Source organism: Acidobacteriota bacterium, assembly GCA_028875575.1.
GTDB lineage: Bacteria > Acidobacteriota > Terriglobia > Versatilivoradales > Versatilivoraceae > Versatilivorator.
Window position 1 is genome coordinate 1 of record JAPPDF010000007.1, and the last position, 15,756, is coordinate 15,756.

Genomic DNA, 15,756 nt, shown 5'->3' on the forward strand with positions numbered 1-15,756 from the left:
GGGAGTGAAGCCGGGAGTGCTCCTTCGGTCGGGCTCCGCCCTCCCTGCGGAGCACGCCCGCTCGTTGCCCATCGACCCCCTTGGAGATATGCTTAGCCCTACATAAAGAAGACTGGCCGTGTAAACCATGTATGCGGTTTATTGTGTAAACCATGAATGGATTGCACAGAAGCCGAGCCGCAGGCGAAGGCTGATGCGGAGGGGGGCATACGCGACGCCGCAAAGCAGCGCCGAATGGCGAAGGTTGATGCGGTGGGGGGTGGACGCCGCGTTGCCAGGCAGCGACGCGTGGCCGCGCCGGGTCCCTTCAGTGCCGCCGTGAATTTCTGCAGGAGTGCGCCCTGCCTGTTACCGACCCGGAGCGCCTCAGTTCGAAGACTCGAACTGAGCCGTGTGAAGGCGAATGTAGGTCCTGGTTCCCTTGAGCGCCTCATTGGCCTGGGCCAGGTCCCAGGGGGTCTTGCCCTCCGCATCTTGAGCATTGGGGTCGGCTCCCGCCGAAAGCAGGAGATCGATCACGGCTGGAACCTTGCCGCTGGCTGCGGCCTGATGCAAGGGAGTACGGCCCTTGACGTCTCGCGCCGCCAGGTCTGAACCGGCCGTGAGCAGTACCCTTGTCACCGCTGGATTCCGGTTGGCACGAGCCGCATCGTGCAGCGGCGTGTTGCCGGACTTGTTCCGTACGTTCGGATCGGCCCCGCCCTCAAGCAACGCTTCCAACACTTGCGGATTACCGTTCCCCCAGGCCGCCAGTATCAGAGCGGTATTCCCATTCTTGCTAAGAGCGTCCGGTTTTGCTCCCGCCTTCAGCAGTGTCTTGACCACCACCGGATTCTTGCTGTTCCAGGCCGCGAAGTGCAGAGGCGTGCGGCCATTTTCCGTCTGCGCTCCGACGTCGCTGCCGGCTTCAAGACAGGAGGTTACGTCCTCGACCGTCGCTGCCAGGAAATACTCCCGCGTGTTCCAATTTTCGCAGACAGGGCCCGGCTGAGCCGCAAGCGTGGAAGCAACCAGCAATAGCACAAACCAGCTTCCGGAAAAAATGGACTTGAATGTCATGGCGTCACCCTTACTTGTAAGTTACTCCAGATCGGCAATGCATCGGTAGGTCCAAGCTCCCCCGGCAGGGCAAGAGATCGGGCTTTTTGCCTTTGGCCTCTTTCCGTCCACGGATTGCTCCAGCGAGGGTCCTGCAGAGCCTGCCGATCGGTCAGACTCTCCAGGAAAGCAATCAGATTGCGCCGATCGGCCTTGCTGAGTTTCAGAGGCTCGATGGATTTGCTCTGCTGAGGATTGGGGGCGCGGCCGCCGGCTACGTAGTGATCGAGCACTTCCTCGAGCGTTCGAATGCTGCCGTCGTGCATGTAGGGAGCGGTGACGGCAATGTTGCGCAGGGAGGGGATTCGAAACTTCCCGACGTCTGCAATCTCGCCCGTGTGCCGGTGGAGGCCCGTGTTATCGGCGGGATAGACAATCGGACCCGAAAGGTTGTAGAGGCCGGTATTGTGGAACATGAATACCGGTGGGGAATCCGGCGGGCTGGAGGCGGTCTTGGAACCGCCGTCCAGATTCAATCCCAAATCGATGGACACATTGTGGCCCATGTGACAGCCGGCGCAACGGGTCCGGATGGAGAAGAACAAATTCCTCCCCCGGTGGGCCGCCATCGACATGGCAGAGGCCTCCCGGTCAAAGCGATACCGGTCAAAGGGCGACCGGAACGAGACGATCGAGCGCAGAAACGAGGCCAGCGCCATCACGATATTGGCCCTGTTGACGGGAGAGTCCTCTTCGGGAAACGACGACGCGAAGAGTTGCCGATACACCGGGTCCCGTGCCAGCTCGGCGTAGACTCGCTCCTCCTGTCCGGCCAGGCCCAGCTCAACAGGATCCGTTCCCAGCATGGGCACGAGAATCTGTTCTTCGAAGGTCGTCAGCGACGGGTTGGCCCAAGTCAGGGCGTCGCGGTAGGCCGCATTGATGAGCGACATGGCGCTCCGGGGATGGGTTTCTCCGGTGGAACCGACCGCTAATGCCCGTCCGTCCGTAAAGGCCAGCTCCTGCCGGTGACAGGTGGCGCAGGCCTGGGTCCCGTTGCCCGAGAGCCGCGTGTCGTAGAAGAGGTGCCGGCCCAGATCCACCCGTTCCCGTGTCATCGGCGAGTCTGCCGGCACCCGCGGCTCCGGCACGCCCTTGGGAAGCTCCCAGGGGAAAGACTGTTGACCGGCAACAGTCTGGGCGCCAAGCAGCCCCAACAAAAGCAGCGGAAGAATGCGACCCGGCATCCTCGAGAGGTTGGCGTGCAGTTTCAATTCTTTTCAGTCCCGGGTCCGGCGGAATGGATTGACATTGGTTTACCCGGATATCGCGGCCCGGGCAGGCGGCATCGGTCCCGGAAATCCTGTAAAATACTGTTGGAAAAGAGTTTGATCCGATTTCTCCAGGACAGCCCAATGCCAACGCAGTCTACCACCAAACCGCCGGAGTTTGAAGGCTTCCGGGAAGCCGGAGAGAAATGTGGGACAGGATGAACCTTAGCGGGTGTACGGCGCGGTCATGATGCGGTAAACTAGGCGCATGAAAATACCGCATTGTCGTTCCATTCTTGTTCCCTTGCTTCTCTCCCTCGTCTCTCCGGCCCTGGCTACCCAGGACACCTGCGCGGACCGTTCCATCGTGGCCGGCGCCGTCCGGACCTTGCAGGACGCCAAGACTCTGACCCAATGCGCCTACGAGTTTGTCCATGAGGTGGGCTTCGAGGAGGCTCGCAGGGCCTTCAACGAGGACGAACGCTGGAAGAACGGCCCGACCTATGTCTTCGTCTCCGAAGTCACGCCGTTGAGCGACCAGGCCCGGCTGTTCGTCTTTCCCCCGGCCCGGTACAGGGAAGGGGGCTCGCTTGGACTGTTGATCGATGTCTACGGCAACGACTACTACAAGGAGCAGCACCGTATCGCGAGCGGATTCGGCGAGGGCTTCATCTACTACTCCTTCCTCAACCCGGCCACGGGCAGGGACGAGCCCAAGGCGACCTACATCAAGAGCATCGACTGGATGGGTAACTCGGCTGCCATTGGCGTAGGGGTGTACCGGCGTGACCTGCCCGGCACCTGCCGGAGCGAGGAGGTCAACGCCGCCATGCTCGACTCCGATCCGTCGGAGGCGCGTTTGCAGGAGTTTGTTCGCTGCGCCGCCATGGATCTGGATTCGAGGGGCTATTTCGCCTCGACCAGCCTGGCCAACGACCCCCGCTGGCGTAGCGGCTCCATCTACCTGTTCGGCCTGGACACTTACGGCTACACCTTCTTCAGCGGCTCCCGCGAGGCTTCCTGGATCGGGTCCGAGTTGTCTTCCAATTATGTCGGCGGCTTCGGCGGGCGGAATGTTCTGGGAGTTGCCGATGCTTTCGGTGAGTCTTTCCTCTACTACTCCAACCGGAATCCGGCCACCGGCCAGTGGCAGCGCAAGGTGACCTTCATCAAGAGGGTAACCTCCTTCGGAGTTCCGGTGCTCATCGGCGCGGGCTACTACCTGGATTGAAGCCGGATGGACGGAAGCGCGGTCGCTGGAGACGGGTCCCGGCAGGAAGCCGGCTCGGCCCACGCCAGCCATTCACCCTGCCGTTCAGAAGCGGTACTTCAGTCCGAGCGTCACCCCCCAATACTGGAAGCTGTGCACCCTCACCGTTCCCGAGAACGGCGTGGTCCCGTCTGCCCGCACCGGCTCGTGGCTGCGGATAATGGACCACACCACATCCTGGGCCAGCTCCCCGAAGCGGGACCAGTGGGCGTTGAGCCCGATGGAAGTGCGTTCGCCCAACGCGTAGTCCAGGCCACCCAGGATCTGAAAGCCGGGAAGCGTGCCGCTTAGATCCGGTTTCAGCAGGCTGACCGTGCCGGCGGCCGCTGCCGGCCGGTCGGCGAGGGTGAGTGGGGGTTCCACGTCCTGGTACCCCTGGTCAAGCGTCTTGCGGACCAGGCGCCGGGTGTAGCGCAGGTCGGTGCGTGCCATGCCGGCGCCGGCGCCCAGGAAGGGTGTCCAGCGCGAGTCGTTGGGGAAGTCGAAGTAGAGGTTGGCGAAGACCTGGTGGACGCGGTAGTTGGAGATCGACTCGGTTGGGGGGGACACCGGGCTCCATTCCAGGGCTTTGCTGACCACGGCCTGGTTGGTGGTCGATTCGATGAGCGGGGACACATCGCCGCCCTGGGTCCGGGCCCGATACTCGAACTCGATGCGCGGCCGGCCGAAGGCATAACCGGCGCTGAGGCCGCCCGTGAATCCCAGGCCGGGCGAGAAGCCGTTCGAGGAGAGCTGACGCAGCGTCGTGTCCGTGCATTCCGGGGCGCTGCTCGGTACCAAGGCCGGATCGTCATAGAGCAGCCTGTCACACTTGGTCGGGTTGGTCACCGCCGAGAGGGACGAGTCCAGCCGCGCCGAGCTCGTCAGCCCCAGGTTGAGGCCGACATAGGCGCCACGGTGGTTGTCCTGGGCGCCGGCTGCAGCGGCGGCCAGCAGGCAGGCGACCAGCATTGCGGCTGAAACCGCGTGCCGACTCCAACGATTCTCAACGGGTGTAGAGTTCCTCGTGTAACGCAAGTTGCACCTCAGGGTTGGAACGCGCGGATCAAGCGGTATGCAAGAGTGGAAGCGGTGACCCGAAGACCCATGGCGCCATCATATCTCCGGAATGGCCAGGTCGGCCGCGCCCGGCTGGGAAATGGCCGCCTCCGGGTAGTAGCGCTCGATCAGGTCGGCGGCGATGCGGGCCCGGCGGACGCGTTCCCGGGTAAGGGCGATGGCGGTGGGATCGATGTGGGTGCCGCTGGGGTAGATGTCGGGGGCGTTGCGCAGCCCCAGCTTGACATAGACGGGGGAGAGCAGCCGGATGAATTCGGGAATCTCGAAGTGGCGGACGAACCCCCCGAAGTTGTCGGGAGTCTCCACGTAGAGGTCCAGCGGCAGGGAGACCGCTTCCCGGATGGAGGCCAACAGCGGCAGGGGCAGGTCGGAAGACACGTTGAAGGTGTTGCCTCCGAAATCTTCCAGGATCCTGACGGAAATCGGATTGGTGGCGCTGAGCTGGACCGAGATCTTGACCACCAGGTTGGCGGGCAACTCTCCCGACTGTTTCAGTTGATTCACCAGCCACAGCAGCCCCAGGTCCGCGACCAGGATGCCCCGCAGTCCCAGTTCGCAACCCCGCTTGATGTCCTCCACGGCATAGACCACCTGGTCCATCCCCCTCAATCCCAGGCCGATGTTCTTGCCCGCGGCCGTCAGGGGCTGAGCTCCGATATCGAAGGTGGCTCGCGGCCCCACGAACAGGCTCACCTCCATTTGCCGGTCCCGGGCCATCTTCAGCATGTCCTTGATCTCATCGTCGGTCATCAGCATGATCCCGCTGCCCTGGCTGACCCGATGGATGGTGAGCCGGTAGCGCTCGGCTTCCTCGATGACCGCCTGCAGGCAGCGCGGGCCCTCCACGCTGGGTATTTCAAAGCGATACTGAGCTCCGTCCGGGAAACGCTTGGACGTGCTTCGGAGGGAGTAGCCGTCGCTCGAGGGGAGACCGAGCTTTTTCAGAAAATCGCGAGTCGCCTTCATGGTTGGTTCCTTTCCGATCGGATAGGGCAGCGCTGGGGTACTGCCTTTTTCAATATCGGGTGCGACCTGGTGAAAAAGGCTGTCTAACCACAAAAAGCACAAACGTCACAAATTATGTTTTTGTGCCTTTTGTGGCCATTCCCGGAAAACGTCTCGCTGACGAATTTGCAAAAGGCTCCAGTCGTCAATCCGCTTATTGGTGTTCATTCGTGTCCATTCGTGGTTCGTCGTTCGCCTTCATGGACCTCTCCATGTGGCCTATGTGGAGAAAAATCGGTTGTTTCAGGCACGGCCCCTTCAGGACCCGGCAGTCACGCTTCCGCCCCGGTGCTCCCCAATTCTGTCCAGGACGCGCTCCCGAACCCACTTGGGGTCCCACCACTCGGTGGGATTTACGGGGATTCCGTGCAGGAAGAGACCGAAATGGAGATGGTCGCCGGCCGCCAGGCCGGTGGCGCCGCTGCGGCCCAGCACCTGGCCCTTGCCGACCCGGTCGCCGGCCTCTACGGCGATGGAGCTGAGGTGTCCGTAGAGGGAGAACAGCCCGCAGCCGTGGTCCAACAGTATGGTGTTCCCATAGATTCCCAGCAGGTCCGCGTAGCGCACCACGCCGTCGTTGGAGGCTTCGATGGCGTAGTGCTTGACCACCGACAGGTCGAAGCCGACGTGGTCCTGGCGGTCGATCTCCCGGCCCTCATAGAGGTAGGTGCGGTGATCGGCGAAGAGCGACTCCACCTTGGATCGGCTGAGCTGGGCAAAGGCTTCGGTCCAGAGGAACCGCGGCTCGGACTGGCTCGACAGCTGCTTGATGGTCTCGTGGTTGGCGTGCCGGAGACCGTCGTTGATCTGGAGGAAGTCCTTCACCAGGTCACCCTGGCTGGAGAGCTCCGGGTTCTGATTCAGGATCGCCGGAACTACCTGTTGCAGGAATGCCGGGCTGAGCCGGATGGTTCGCTGCCGGAACTTTCTGGGAAAGAGTTTGTACTGGAAGCGGGCCTCCGACCGATTCCCGGCCGCGTCTTCGGCCACCAGCCTGATTTCCGGATTAGGTTCCAGATTGTAGCGATAGCCGAAAATGCAGAATCGAACCTGCTTGTCTCCGTCGGGGTCGGCCGCGTATCCGGGAAAGAAGTCGGGACCCACCCGAACCCCGGAGACCTCGGTGTCTTCTCCCACCCGGTAGAGAATGCAGGCCGAGCCCCCTTGAGTAATGTAATGCTGTCCGGACAGCGGCTGGACGGTGGGGGGACGGATGTCGAAGGTGAAATCCCGCTGCAGCCGAGCCCGGTTGCCGCCGAAGAACCGGCGGTAGGAGTGGTCGCGGGCGGTGATCGACAGTTGCGCGGGGGCTTCCCGGATCTGGTGGCTGGCGGCCATCATCTCGCCCAGGTCGAAGCGAGCCGAGGATTGAGCGCCGCTCCGCTGGAAGAAGAGCAGCCACGGCCCCGGGTAGCTCCGGTCGACCAGCGTAAAGGACTGGTTCCCCACCTCCAGCACTGCCGAGAGCTGCTTCAGTCCGGACTGGGCGTCCTCGACCTCGAGCACCAGAGAGGGGTTCTCTCCCAGGGCGTTAAAGTCGCGGTCCAGGCTCACCTCGGGCGGCTGTCCCTCCCAGCGGCCCAGCCAAAGAGAGATCAGGCACCAGAGCAGGAAGGCTCCCAGCGGCAAGGCCCATAGGACCAGTGGCGGAAAGCGCTTGGGAATAGCCGGCTTGCGGTGGGGTTGAAATGGTTTCACGTTTTTGCGGTCCGGTCCCGAAATCCCCTGGATTATAGCTTGGTCCGAAGGCGGGTGAAAGAGGTGGCTCCCCACCCCCTCACAGCAGGCGGTGCTCGGCAAAGCTGAAGCAGTCGTTGCCTCCGATGACGATGTGATCGAGCAACGAGATGTCCATCAGGCCGCAGGCCCGCTGCAGCTCCCGGGTTACCTGGCGGTCGTCCGGGCTGGGCGAGGGGTTGCCGGAGGGATGGTTGTGTACGGCCACCATGGCGGCGGCATTCAACTGCAGGGCCCTCCTGACGATTTCCCTCGGAAACACGGTGGCGCTGTTGAGGGTGCCCTGGAACATCTCTTCCACGGACAGGACGTGGTGCCTGGTATCCAGAAAGACCACGGCGAAGGTCTCCCGGTCGCGATCCCGGAAGCGCCCGCAAAGCAGCCGCTGGACGTCCCGGGAGTGCCCGATGAAGGGCCCCCGCTGCATTTCCTCGGCCATGTAGCGCACGGTCACGGCCGCCAGCGCTTTCAGGGTGGCCACCTTGGCTTCCCCCAGGCCCTTGATGCCGCCCAGCTCCTGCTGGCTGGCCTTCAGCAGGCCGCGAAACCCGCCGAAGTCCTGGAGAAGTTGGCGGGAGAGGTCGAGCACGCTGGTCCCCTTGATCCCGACCCGCAGGAAGATGGCCAGCAGTTCCGCGTCGCTGAGGGCGTCGGCGCCACGGGTCAGGAGACGTTGCCGGGGCTGCTCCGATTTCGGCCAGCCACTGACCCATTTTTCGGATACGCGTCCCCTGGAGGCCATGGTTGAGGTCGGGTTCCACCGGATTCAGAGCGGAACCGGGCAACACGCACGAACGCGGTCGCTCCGAATGCATTGGTGGACTGCAGGTCGGGGAGAAATGTTGAGGGAGGGAATTCGGACGGCCAGCTATTCTAACCCGATTGGCCCCGATGCTCAACAGGAGCGGGGTAGAAAAACGAGCCCCCCACTGATCGCCAATGGCAGGTAGCCTCGGCCCTCGGTTCGGGCCAGACCACGAAGAGATGGGACACCAGGTTTGAGGGCGGTCGCTTAGGATTGTGTCCCGGATTCCGAAACCACGGGGTTCTCCAACACTCCGATTGCATCGATCTCGATGCGGACGGTTTCACCCGGTTGCAGCCAGCGCGGCGGCGTGCGGGTGAAACCTACGCCCGAGGGAGTGCCGGTGGCGATCGCGTCGCCCGGTTCCAGTGTGGCGATGGAGGACAGATAGGCGATGATCGCCGGAATGCGGTGGATCATCGACCCGGTGGTGTCGTTCTGCAGGACCTCGTCCCCGATACGGAGCCGAATGCCCAGCGCGTGAGGGTCGGGGATTTCATCGCGCGTCACCAGGCACGGCCCCATTGGTGCGAAGGTGTCGAACGATTTCTGGATGTCGGACGGCCCCGGCGTCCCAAACAGAACGCGAAGCGAAAAATCCCGTGCGCTCACGTCGTTCAGAATCGTATAGCCGGCGATGTGATCGTAGGCATTTTCCGCCGGAATGTTCTTTCCTCCGGCGCCGATCACCAGCGCCAGCTCTGCCTCGTAGTCGACCTTCCGGCTGATGCGCGGCAGGACAATGGGCTGGCCGGGGCCGATGACGGCGGTCGACCACTTCGTGAAGAACAGGGGGGCGTTCCGGGGCGCCTTTACGGTGGTCTCCTTGCCGTGTTCTTCGTAGTTGACCCAGGCCGCCATCAGCTTGGGAGGGCGGGGAACCGGCGCCAGAAGCTGCGTGGTTGCGAGAGGTCGCAGCAGGTGCCGCCGTAGATACTCCTCCTTCGCGCCCGGCAGTTGCCCTTCGACGTATGCGAGCGCTTCCCCTGCCGTCTGTAGTGCTTCCGCGCCGCCTTCGAGGAACTCGATCATCCGCGTCGGCAGAGGCCGCGCGATGTGCCGCCGCCTGACCGGGCCGCGGCTGCCCCCCATCAGTTCCCGATGGGCGCGGCTCAGATCAATGATCAGATCGCCCGATTTGCTGAGCGCGCCGAGCCGGGGCTCTTCCGACAGGAGGTAGCTGACAAGTTTCATGAGTGCCGGGAATGCTTTTGGCTGAATTGGCAGCCGCGGCATCTTCTTCATGCCGTAGGCCTGTCCCGAGTTTGTTTGGCGGAATTATAGGAAGCGGAGATTTGGTGGCGTCAAGTGTATAATTCGCAAAAAAAGGCCGTGCCGGCTGCCCGCGCGTGGTAGTTTGGTCTTGCGGGCAACCGGGGCTAAAGGAGAGTGCACCATGCATTTCGTAGTCTTCGCGACACACAAGGGCGACATGGGTCAGGAACGGCTCCGTTTGGCCGATGCATTCGCCGCCTACCTTCACGATTCCTCCCACCATCCTGACGTGACCGTTCACCATGGTGGGCAGACGCTCAGCGAGAATGGCGAGACCGTCACCGGCCTGGTCCTGGTGCTCGAAGCTTCTTCGCTCGAGGCAGCGCAGGCGTTCGTCGGCGAGAGTCCCTATGCCCGGGCGGGCACCTTCTCCGAGTCCCACATCCGCCCGTGGAACTGGTTGACGGGACGCCCCGGTTAACCACGTTGCAGCGCCGTCCGGTCCGTCGGATTCTCGGGGGACTCCCCAAAGGATGGTTCCTGGCGGACGATGCCGAACTCAAGCTGACACGGAGCGAGCGCGCCTGCTTTGCCTGGTGGCGGAACCCCGCAGGAAGCCACCCCTGGCCCTGTGCGAGCAGCGGGCAGGTCTTCCTCCGGACACGAAACACTCCACCGGGGATTCGGACTGTCTCCGGCCATGAGGATCGACCAGGCGTGCGTGAGCTGGCCGAGGGAGCCTCATGAGTGACGGTCACCAGCAGCGCGCTGCAAGCGTTCGCTACCAACCCGATGAGAATCCTCCGGCGGTCTTGTCTCTGGGTTGCGGTCTGCAGCTGGTAGTTCTCGGCATAACCAGCATCATCTTCATCCCCACAATCGTCATCCGGGCCGGCGGCGGAACCGACGCCTACCTTTCCTGGGCCGTGTTCGGCGCGGTCGCCGTCAGTGGTATCTGCACGGCTCTACAGGCCGTTCGTCTAGGCCGGGTAGGAGCGGGATACCTGCTCTTTATGGGCCCCGCCGGAGCCTTTATCGGGGTCTGCGTCAGTGCACTCACCGAGGGCGGTCCGGCGCTGCTCGCTACCCTGGTCGTCGCTTCGTCCTTCGTCCCGATCGTGATTTCGCTGCGGCTCGCCCTGTTCAGGCGCCTTCTGACGCCGACCATCGTCGGCACCGTGAACATGCTGGTGCCGGCGACCGTGCTGCCGGTCGTATTCAGTCGCCTTGCCGACGCGCCGCACGATACGGCGCTGGGTCCGCCGCTCACTGCAGTGGCGACGGTTCTGGTCATCAGCGGCATCTCCCTGAAGGCGGGACCGACGCTGCGTTTGTGGGCTCCGCTTGCCGGGGTGATTGCAGGTTCGGTAATTGGCGGGTCGTTGGGCCTCTATGACTTCGACCTGGTTGCCCGGGCTCCGTGGATCGGCCTGCCACAGGGTGGCTGGCCGGGTATCGGGCTGGACCTCGGTCCGGCGTTCGTGGAGCTTCTTCCCGCCTTCGTGTTCGTGTCTCTCATTGGCGCCATTCAGACAATCACCGGCGCGGTCGCCATCCAGCGCGTATCCTGGCGCCGGCCGCGCGCCGTGGATTACCGTGCGGTGGAGGGTGCGGTGTCCGCGGACGGCATCGGCAAGCTGCTTTCCGGCCTCTCGGCGATCGTGCCGACCCAGACCATCGCGGTCAGCGCTCCGACGATCGAGCTGACCGGAGTGGCGGCACGCCACGTGGGAATTGCAGCCGGTGGTGTGCTGATGGCGCTGGCGTTTCTGCCCAAGTCCATTGCCATGATCCTGGCGATACCGAGTCCGGTTGTTGTCGCCTACTTGACTGTCGTGCTGGCGATGACCTTCGTGCGTGGCATGACAGAAGTCGTGAGGGGCGGGATCGATCACCGCAAGGGAATGATCTCCGGTGTCGCTTTCTGGGTCGGAGTCGGGTGCCAGAACGACCTGCTGTTCCCCGAGCTTCTTTCGGAGTTGGCGGGTGGCCTGCTGGGAAACGGCATCACAGCCGGGGGGATCGTGGCAATCCTGATGACGCTGTTTCTGGAAGCGACGGCGCCGCGCCGCAGCCGGATCGAAGGGGATCTCAATCTTTCCGTGCTGCCGAAGATCAGGGAGTTTCTCGGTACGTTCGCGTCCCGCAGCGGCTGGGGGGCGAACATGGTAGACCGCCTCGATGCCGCCACCGAGGAAACGATTCTGACCTTGATCGGTGAGGGTGAGGACGACAAGAAGCGCGAACGGCGGCGCCTGCTGCTGCAGGCGCAAAAGGAAGCCGACGGCGCCGTGCTCGAGTTCGTTGCAGCCTCCGGCGAGGAGAACCTTCAGAACAGGATCGCACTGCTCACCGAGACGCCCGACGACCTGTTGATGGAGCGGGAGGTCTCGCTACGACTGCTGCGGCACATCGCCTCCTCCGTTCGCCATCAACAGTTCCACGACACGGATATCGTGACCGTCCACGTGAAAGTCCCGGAGACCAAACATGGGGGCTGAACCGTCGACCAGCCGGTGGCCGTTGGTGTTGCGCTTGCTGGCCGGGCCGGCCGCGTTCGCCATCGTCCGGGCCGCGCCGCTCGCCGGACTCGCGCCCGAGGCGCACTTCGCCCTCGGTGTGTACGCCTGGATCGTGGCGTGGTGGGTGACCAGGCCGGTGCCGTGGGCGGTCACCAGCTTCCTGCCGTTCGTCCTCCTGCCAATCGGCGCGGAGATGGGCTTATCCAATGTGGCTGATACTTACGGGCATGTAATTCTGCCCTACCTGGTAGGCGTCATGCTCTTCGGCCATGCCTTTCAAAAGCACGGTCTGGCTCGAAGGATCGCCCTGGCCGCGCTGTGCGTTCCGGGTGTGGCCCGTTCCAGCGGTGGCTTGATACTGGCAATCCTGGTCGTATCCGCGGTGATGTCCGCGGTGGTCAGTGACCTGGCGGTCATCGTGATGATGACGCCCATCGCGTTGTCGGTCATACATTCGGTGGCGCCCGGCGCGACGCGCATGTCGGCCGCGGCGAGCCTGGCCGTTTTGTACGGTGCCGCGGCCGGAGGGCTGGCAACGCCGGCAGGCATCGTTTTCAATGCGATGACCCTCTCGCTGCTGGACCAGTTTACCGGCTACAGCGTCAGCTTCACACAGTGGGTGTCAACCGGGGTCATCCTGACGGCGGCCCACTTCCCGGTCTGCTATCTGATCCTGAAGTTCATGCTGCCACTCGAAGTGAAGTCAATCCCCAATGCTCGCGCCCGCTTCCTCAAGGAACGTGAGCAATTGGGCCCCGTGAGCCGGGGCGAGAGGAACGTCCTGTTCGTGCTGATTCTGATGCTGGTGCTGTGGACCCTGCCCACGGTCGCCGAGATCGAGTTTCTCGAGATCTGGTACGTGCCCCCGGTGGCCATGGTGCTGCTCTTCGTGCTGCCGGCGGACCCAAAGCGCGGTGAAATGACCCTGGAGGCCGGGGACTTTCAGAAAGGCGTCGGATGGAATGTGCTGTTCCTGGTGCTCGGCGGGATGGCGCTGGCGGACGCATTGACCACTCTGGGCGCGATCGATTGGCTCGCCGGCATGCTGACGGGCAACGTCACCGCCGGGGTGTTGCCCTGGGTTGCGGGCCTGGCTACGATGCTGTTGACGCAACTGGGCAGCGGAGCGGCAACGTCGATGATGGTTTCCACGATACTCTTTCCGATTGCGGACACTCTCGGCTACAACTCCACCATTCTCGCCCGAATTATCGCAGGCACGGCCCAGGCGGTGGCATTTCCCTGGTCCAGCCCGGCCTCGGCCACGACATTCTCGTTCGGAGCTGTTGGGTTCGGGACCATGTTCAAAGTCGGCCTCATCGCCACCGTCCTGACCTCGATCGTCGTGATCGCGCTGAGCATGATCCTGGTGCCGGCGATGGAAGCGTTTACCGTGGGGTGACGGCCAGCGGGCGGGTCGGGGCGCCACAGGCGGGGTTTGGTGCTTATTTGAACTACGCCTGTTGCAACCAGTTTGAGCCGCCCCGTCGCACGGTCCGGAGCCGAGCCTTGCCCCCCACCGCATCAACCATCGCCATCCGGCTCGGCTTCTGCGACTCCCCCTCAAGGAGGGAGTGATACCAGAGCGTTGTTTGCAGGCCTCAAGAATCACTCCCCCCTTGAGGGGGAGTCGGTGAGACAAGGGCCCCGCCCGCGGTCGAACCGGAGGGGGGCAAACGCGGCGTCCCGGTGGGGCCCCAGTCTCCGAGTTTCGTAACAGGTCGCTGTCTTACCATGTATGATCTGCACGGCAGGGCGAGGGCACGGCTGACCTGAATCCGGCGATGCTGCATCCGTTTCAACGGACTCCCGGGAAAAGACGGGGGCCCGGACAAAGGCCCGGAGAGTGCACGGTGAGATGCGACGGATGAAACCCAACGAAACCGGCGAGGCGGAACACCCCGCCGCTCGGGGCGAGGCGACGACGCCGGTCCCTCGGTTGAATCACGAGGAAGAGTTCGAGCGGGCCTGGACCGACCCGCGCAACACCCGAATCGAGCTGGCCCCGGCTGACATCAATCTGGTGCTGGCGCGGTACTACCGCACCAACGAACCGCTCAGATTCACCCGAACCATGCTGTGGGACATGGAGGTGAAAAAGGCATTCCGGCCCGACCTCTATATTCCTTCGGTTGTATCGGAGGGCAGCTCCCGCTATTGGGGCCGGCAGGCGGCAGTCGACGGAACCGAATCCTTCCTGCGATGCTCGCGCCAGCGCCTCCGGCTCAAGCCGTCAGAGTGCGGGTGGGTCCTGGAACAGGTATTGCTCAACCCGGCGCGGCAGAGCGCCACTTTCATCGGAGCAGCCGAACTCGTCGATGGGGACGGGAACTGGCTTCGAGCCGGCCAGGGACAGCCTCTCTTTCACGTGGAGCACTCGGTTGACGGTGGCGAATTCCGACCCCTTAACCGGTGGCGCATCGTTTACCTCACGGACAGACCCGAGCAGAAACTGATCGAGCGGTTCACGCTTGCGAAGGAGGTGTGGCTGCGTGAGTTCGTCGAAATCTACATTCGACGAGACCTGAGGATCGGTTTGACCCGGAGGGATCTTGTCTGAGACAGGCCACCGGGTCGTGTACCCTCATCCGGTCTGGCCAACAAAGGCAGTGTGGTAGCATTGGGGGCGAAACTATCCCCCGAATCCCGCTCGGTAAGTATGAACAAGGTTCCGGTGTCGAAGCCGGGGGGGACCACCCGCCAAGAAACCTTCCGGAGAGCTGATCAGATGAAGATTCAGGACATCCGCCACGTGGGGTTGCTGTCGCCGGCGATCGCGCCCCACGCCAGGTTCTACCTCGAGGGCTGGGGACTCCAATCGGCCGGAGAAGACCGGCACGCAAGATATTTCCGCGGATCGTCGGCCGAGCATCACATTCTCAGCCTCCATCCGGCTGACCGGTGCGGGCTCCACCACTTGGCCTTCAGCGTTGACGGACGCGAGGAGGTCGATGCAGCGGCAACCGAACTCGAACGGACGGGAACTCCCCTCGTGGCCCGGCCGGACGACCTGGACGAACCCGGCGGCGGATACGGGCTGCGCTTTCTGGACCCGGAAAACCGCTGCATCGAGCTATCGGCCGGCGTGGCCGAACGCTCCGACGGCGGATCCGCCGGGAAAGTCGAACCCCTCCGGCTCTGCCACGTGGTCCTTAACACTGCGCGCTTCGATCAGGTGGTGGAGTTCTACACCGATACTCTGGGGTTCCGGGTCTCGGACTGGAATGAGAACCAGATGGCGTTCCTGAGATGCAACCCGAAACATCACGTTCTCGCCTTCAATCGCGCAGATCACGCATCGGTCAACCATGTCGCCTACGTGATGGCGAGCGTGGACGGGGTCATGAGAGGTCTCTCCAACCTTCTTGCCCGAGGGCAGAAACCCGACTGGGGACCGGGACGTCACGGCCCGGGCAACAACATCTTCTGCTACTACAAGGATCCGGCCGGTTACGTGTCCGAATTCTCCAGCGACATGGAGCACATCGAAGACGAAGCAACCCACGAACCCGCGGTGTGGAGACGGGTGCCGGAACAGACGGACGTTTGGGGCACTGCCGGACCGCCCAGCCCCGAAGTTCGAAAGGCAATGGCCGGCGACCCCGATCCGGGCTGGGCCGTGAAGGACAGCATCACTGAATAGCCGCCACCCGCCCTGGTCGAAGGGACGCCGCGATTGCCCCCCACCGGTTCGACTGCGGGCGGAGCCCTTGTCTCACCGACTCCCCCCTTGAGGGGGGAGTCGCAGAAGGTACAGACCGCATTCATCCTTTACATCATAAACCGCAAACATGGTTTACACGCTGATAGGGTATCGATCGAGGAGGATAGAGC

The 15,756-nt window shown here is 63.3% G+C and carries 13 protein-coding genes; 6 read left to right on the forward strand and 7 right to left on the reverse strand.

Translation table 11 applies throughout. The annotated features are described in order from the left end of the window. Positions 1-366: 366 nt before the first annotated feature. Both OXI69_01315 and OXI69_01320 read right to left on the reverse strand, forming a co-directional pair. A complete protein-coding gene (locus OXI69_01315) occupies positions 367-1,059 on the reverse strand; it encodes an ankyrin repeat domain-containing protein (protein ID MDE2664770.1) in 693 nt (230 codons plus the stop codon). Next, entirely contained in the window at positions 1,056-2,312 is a 1,257-nt protein-coding gene (locus OXI69_01320) for a di-heme enzyme (GenBank protein ID MDE2664771.1), read from the reverse strand. Before OXI69_01320 ends, OXI69_01315 begins: the two co-directional genes overlap by 4 nt. A 265-nt stretch (positions 2,313-2,577) precedes the next feature. Between OXI69_01320 and OXI69_01325 the strand changes: the two genes are divergently transcribed. Then, entirely contained in the window at positions 2,578-3,540 is a 963-nt protein-coding gene (locus OXI69_01325) for a cache domain-containing protein (protein ID MDE2664772.1), read from the forward strand. A gap of 84 nt (positions 3,541-3,624) precedes the next feature. Here OXI69_01325 and OXI69_01330 read toward each other — a convergent pair whose 3' ends face one another. The 5 genes from OXI69_01330 to OXI69_01350 all read right to left on the reverse strand — a co-directional run bounded on the left by OXI69_01330 (position 3,625) and on the right by OXI69_01350 (position 9,430). Next, on the reverse strand, positions 3,625-4,530 hold the full coding sequence (locus tag OXI69_01330; GenBank protein ID MDE2664773.1) for an outer membrane beta-barrel protein: 906 nt from the start codon (positions 4,528-4,530) through the stop codon (positions 3,625-3,627). Between the two features lie 144 nt (positions 4,531-4,674). Continuing rightward, positions 4,675-5,604: a U32 family peptidase gene (locus tag OXI69_01335; protein ID MDE2664774.1), complete on the reverse strand. Its 930-nt coding sequence runs from the start codon at positions 5,602-5,604 to the stop codon at positions 4,675-4,677. Between the two features lie 297 nt (positions 5,605-5,901). Next, positions 5,902-7,341: a M23 family metallopeptidase gene (locus OXI69_01340; protein ID MDE2664775.1), complete on the reverse strand. Its 1,440-nt coding sequence runs from the start codon at positions 7,339-7,341 to the stop codon at positions 5,902-5,904. A gap of 79 nt (positions 7,342-7,420) precedes the next feature. Continuing rightward, positions 7,421-8,122 (reverse strand): DNA repair protein RadC, encoded by a 702-nt coding sequence (gene radC / locus OXI69_01345; protein ID MDE2664776.1) that lies wholly within the window; start codon positions 8,120-8,122, stop codon positions 7,421-7,423. 270 nt (positions 8,123-8,392) lie between these two features. After that, positions 8,393-9,430, reverse strand: coding sequence for a fumarylacetoacetate hydrolase family protein (locus OXI69_01350; protein MDE2664777.1), 1,038 nt, complete (start codon positions 9,428-9,430; stop codon positions 8,393-8,395). Positions 9,431-9,581: 151 nt separating this feature from the next. On the opposite strand from OXI69_01350, the gene OXI69_01355 reads away from it, so the two are divergent. The 5 genes from OXI69_01355 (at position 9,582) to OXI69_01375 (ending at position 15,565) form a co-directional block, all read left to right on the forward strand. After that, positions 9,582-9,881: a YciI family protein gene (locus OXI69_01355; GenBank protein ID MDE2664778.1), complete on the forward strand. Its 300-nt coding sequence runs from the start codon at positions 9,582-9,584 to the stop codon at positions 9,879-9,881. Between the two features lie 262 nt (positions 9,882-10,143). Beyond that, a complete protein-coding gene (locus OXI69_01360; GenBank protein ID MDE2664779.1) occupies positions 10,144-11,901 on the forward strand; it encodes a hypothetical protein in 1,758 nt (585 codons plus the stop codon). Next, positions 11,891-13,324, forward strand: coding sequence for an SLC13 family permease (locus OXI69_01365; GenBank protein MDE2664780.1), 1,434 nt, complete (start codon positions 11,891-11,893; stop codon positions 13,322-13,324). Before OXI69_01360 ends, OXI69_01365 begins: the two co-directional genes overlap by 11 nt. Before the next feature lie 465 nt (positions 13,325-13,789). After that, positions 13,790-14,482: a hypothetical protein gene (locus tag OXI69_01370; protein MDE2664781.1), complete on the forward strand. Its 693-nt coding sequence runs from the start codon at positions 13,790-13,792 to the stop codon at positions 14,480-14,482. A 168-nt stretch (positions 14,483-14,650) separates the two neighbouring features. After that, the gene (locus OXI69_01375; protein ID MDE2664782.1) at positions 14,651-15,565 is read left to right on the forward strand and encodes a VOC family protein; all 915 of its coding nucleotides are present in this window, start codon (positions 14,651-14,653) and stop codon (positions 15,563-15,565) included. The last annotated feature ends 191 nt before the right edge of the window (positions 15,566-15,756 follow it).

Bases quoted from the DNA above. Each gene is read 5' to 3' on its own strand.
- OXI69_01325 (MDE2664772.1), top strand. From the start codon at position 2,578: ATGAAAATACCGCATTGTCGTTCCATTCTTGTTCCCTTGCTTCTCTCC.
- radC (MDE2664776.1), bottom strand. From the start codon at position 8,122: ATGGCCTCCAGGGGACGCGTATCCGAAAAATGGGTCAGTGGCTGGCCG.
- OXI69_01370 (MDE2664781.1), top strand. From the start codon at position 13,790: ATGAAACCCAACGAAACCGGCGAGGCGGAACACCCCGCCGCTCGGGGC.
- OXI69_01335 (MDE2664774.1), bottom strand. From the start codon at position 5,604: ATGAAGGCGACTCGCGATTTTCTGAAAAAGCTCGGTCTCCCCTCGAGC.
- OXI69_01330 (MDE2664773.1), bottom strand. From the start codon at position 4,530: ATGCTGGTCGCCTGCCTGCTGGCCGCCGCTGCAGCCGGCGCCCAGGAC.
- OXI69_01355 (MDE2664778.1), top strand. From the start codon at position 9,582: ATGCATTTCGTAGTCTTCGCGACACACAAGGGCGACATGGGTCAGGAA.
- OXI69_01350 (MDE2664777.1), bottom strand. From the start codon at position 9,430: ATGAAGAAGATGCCGCGGCTGCCAATTCAGCCAAAAGCATTCCCGGCA.
- OXI69_01360 (MDE2664779.1), top strand. From the start codon at position 10,144: ATGAGTGACGGTCACCAGCAGCGCGCTGCAAGCGTTCGCTACCAACCC.
- OXI69_01315 (MDE2664770.1), bottom strand. From the start codon at position 1,059: ATGACATTCAAGTCCATTTTTTCCGGAAGCTGGTTTGTGCTATTGCTG.
- OXI69_01365 (MDE2664780.1), top strand. From the start codon at position 11,891: ATGGGGGCTGAACCGTCGACCAGCCGGTGGCCGTTGGTGTTGCGCTTG.
- OXI69_01375 (MDE2664782.1), top strand. From the start codon at position 14,651: ATGAAGATTCAGGACATCCGCCACGTGGGGTTGCTGTCGCCGGCGATC.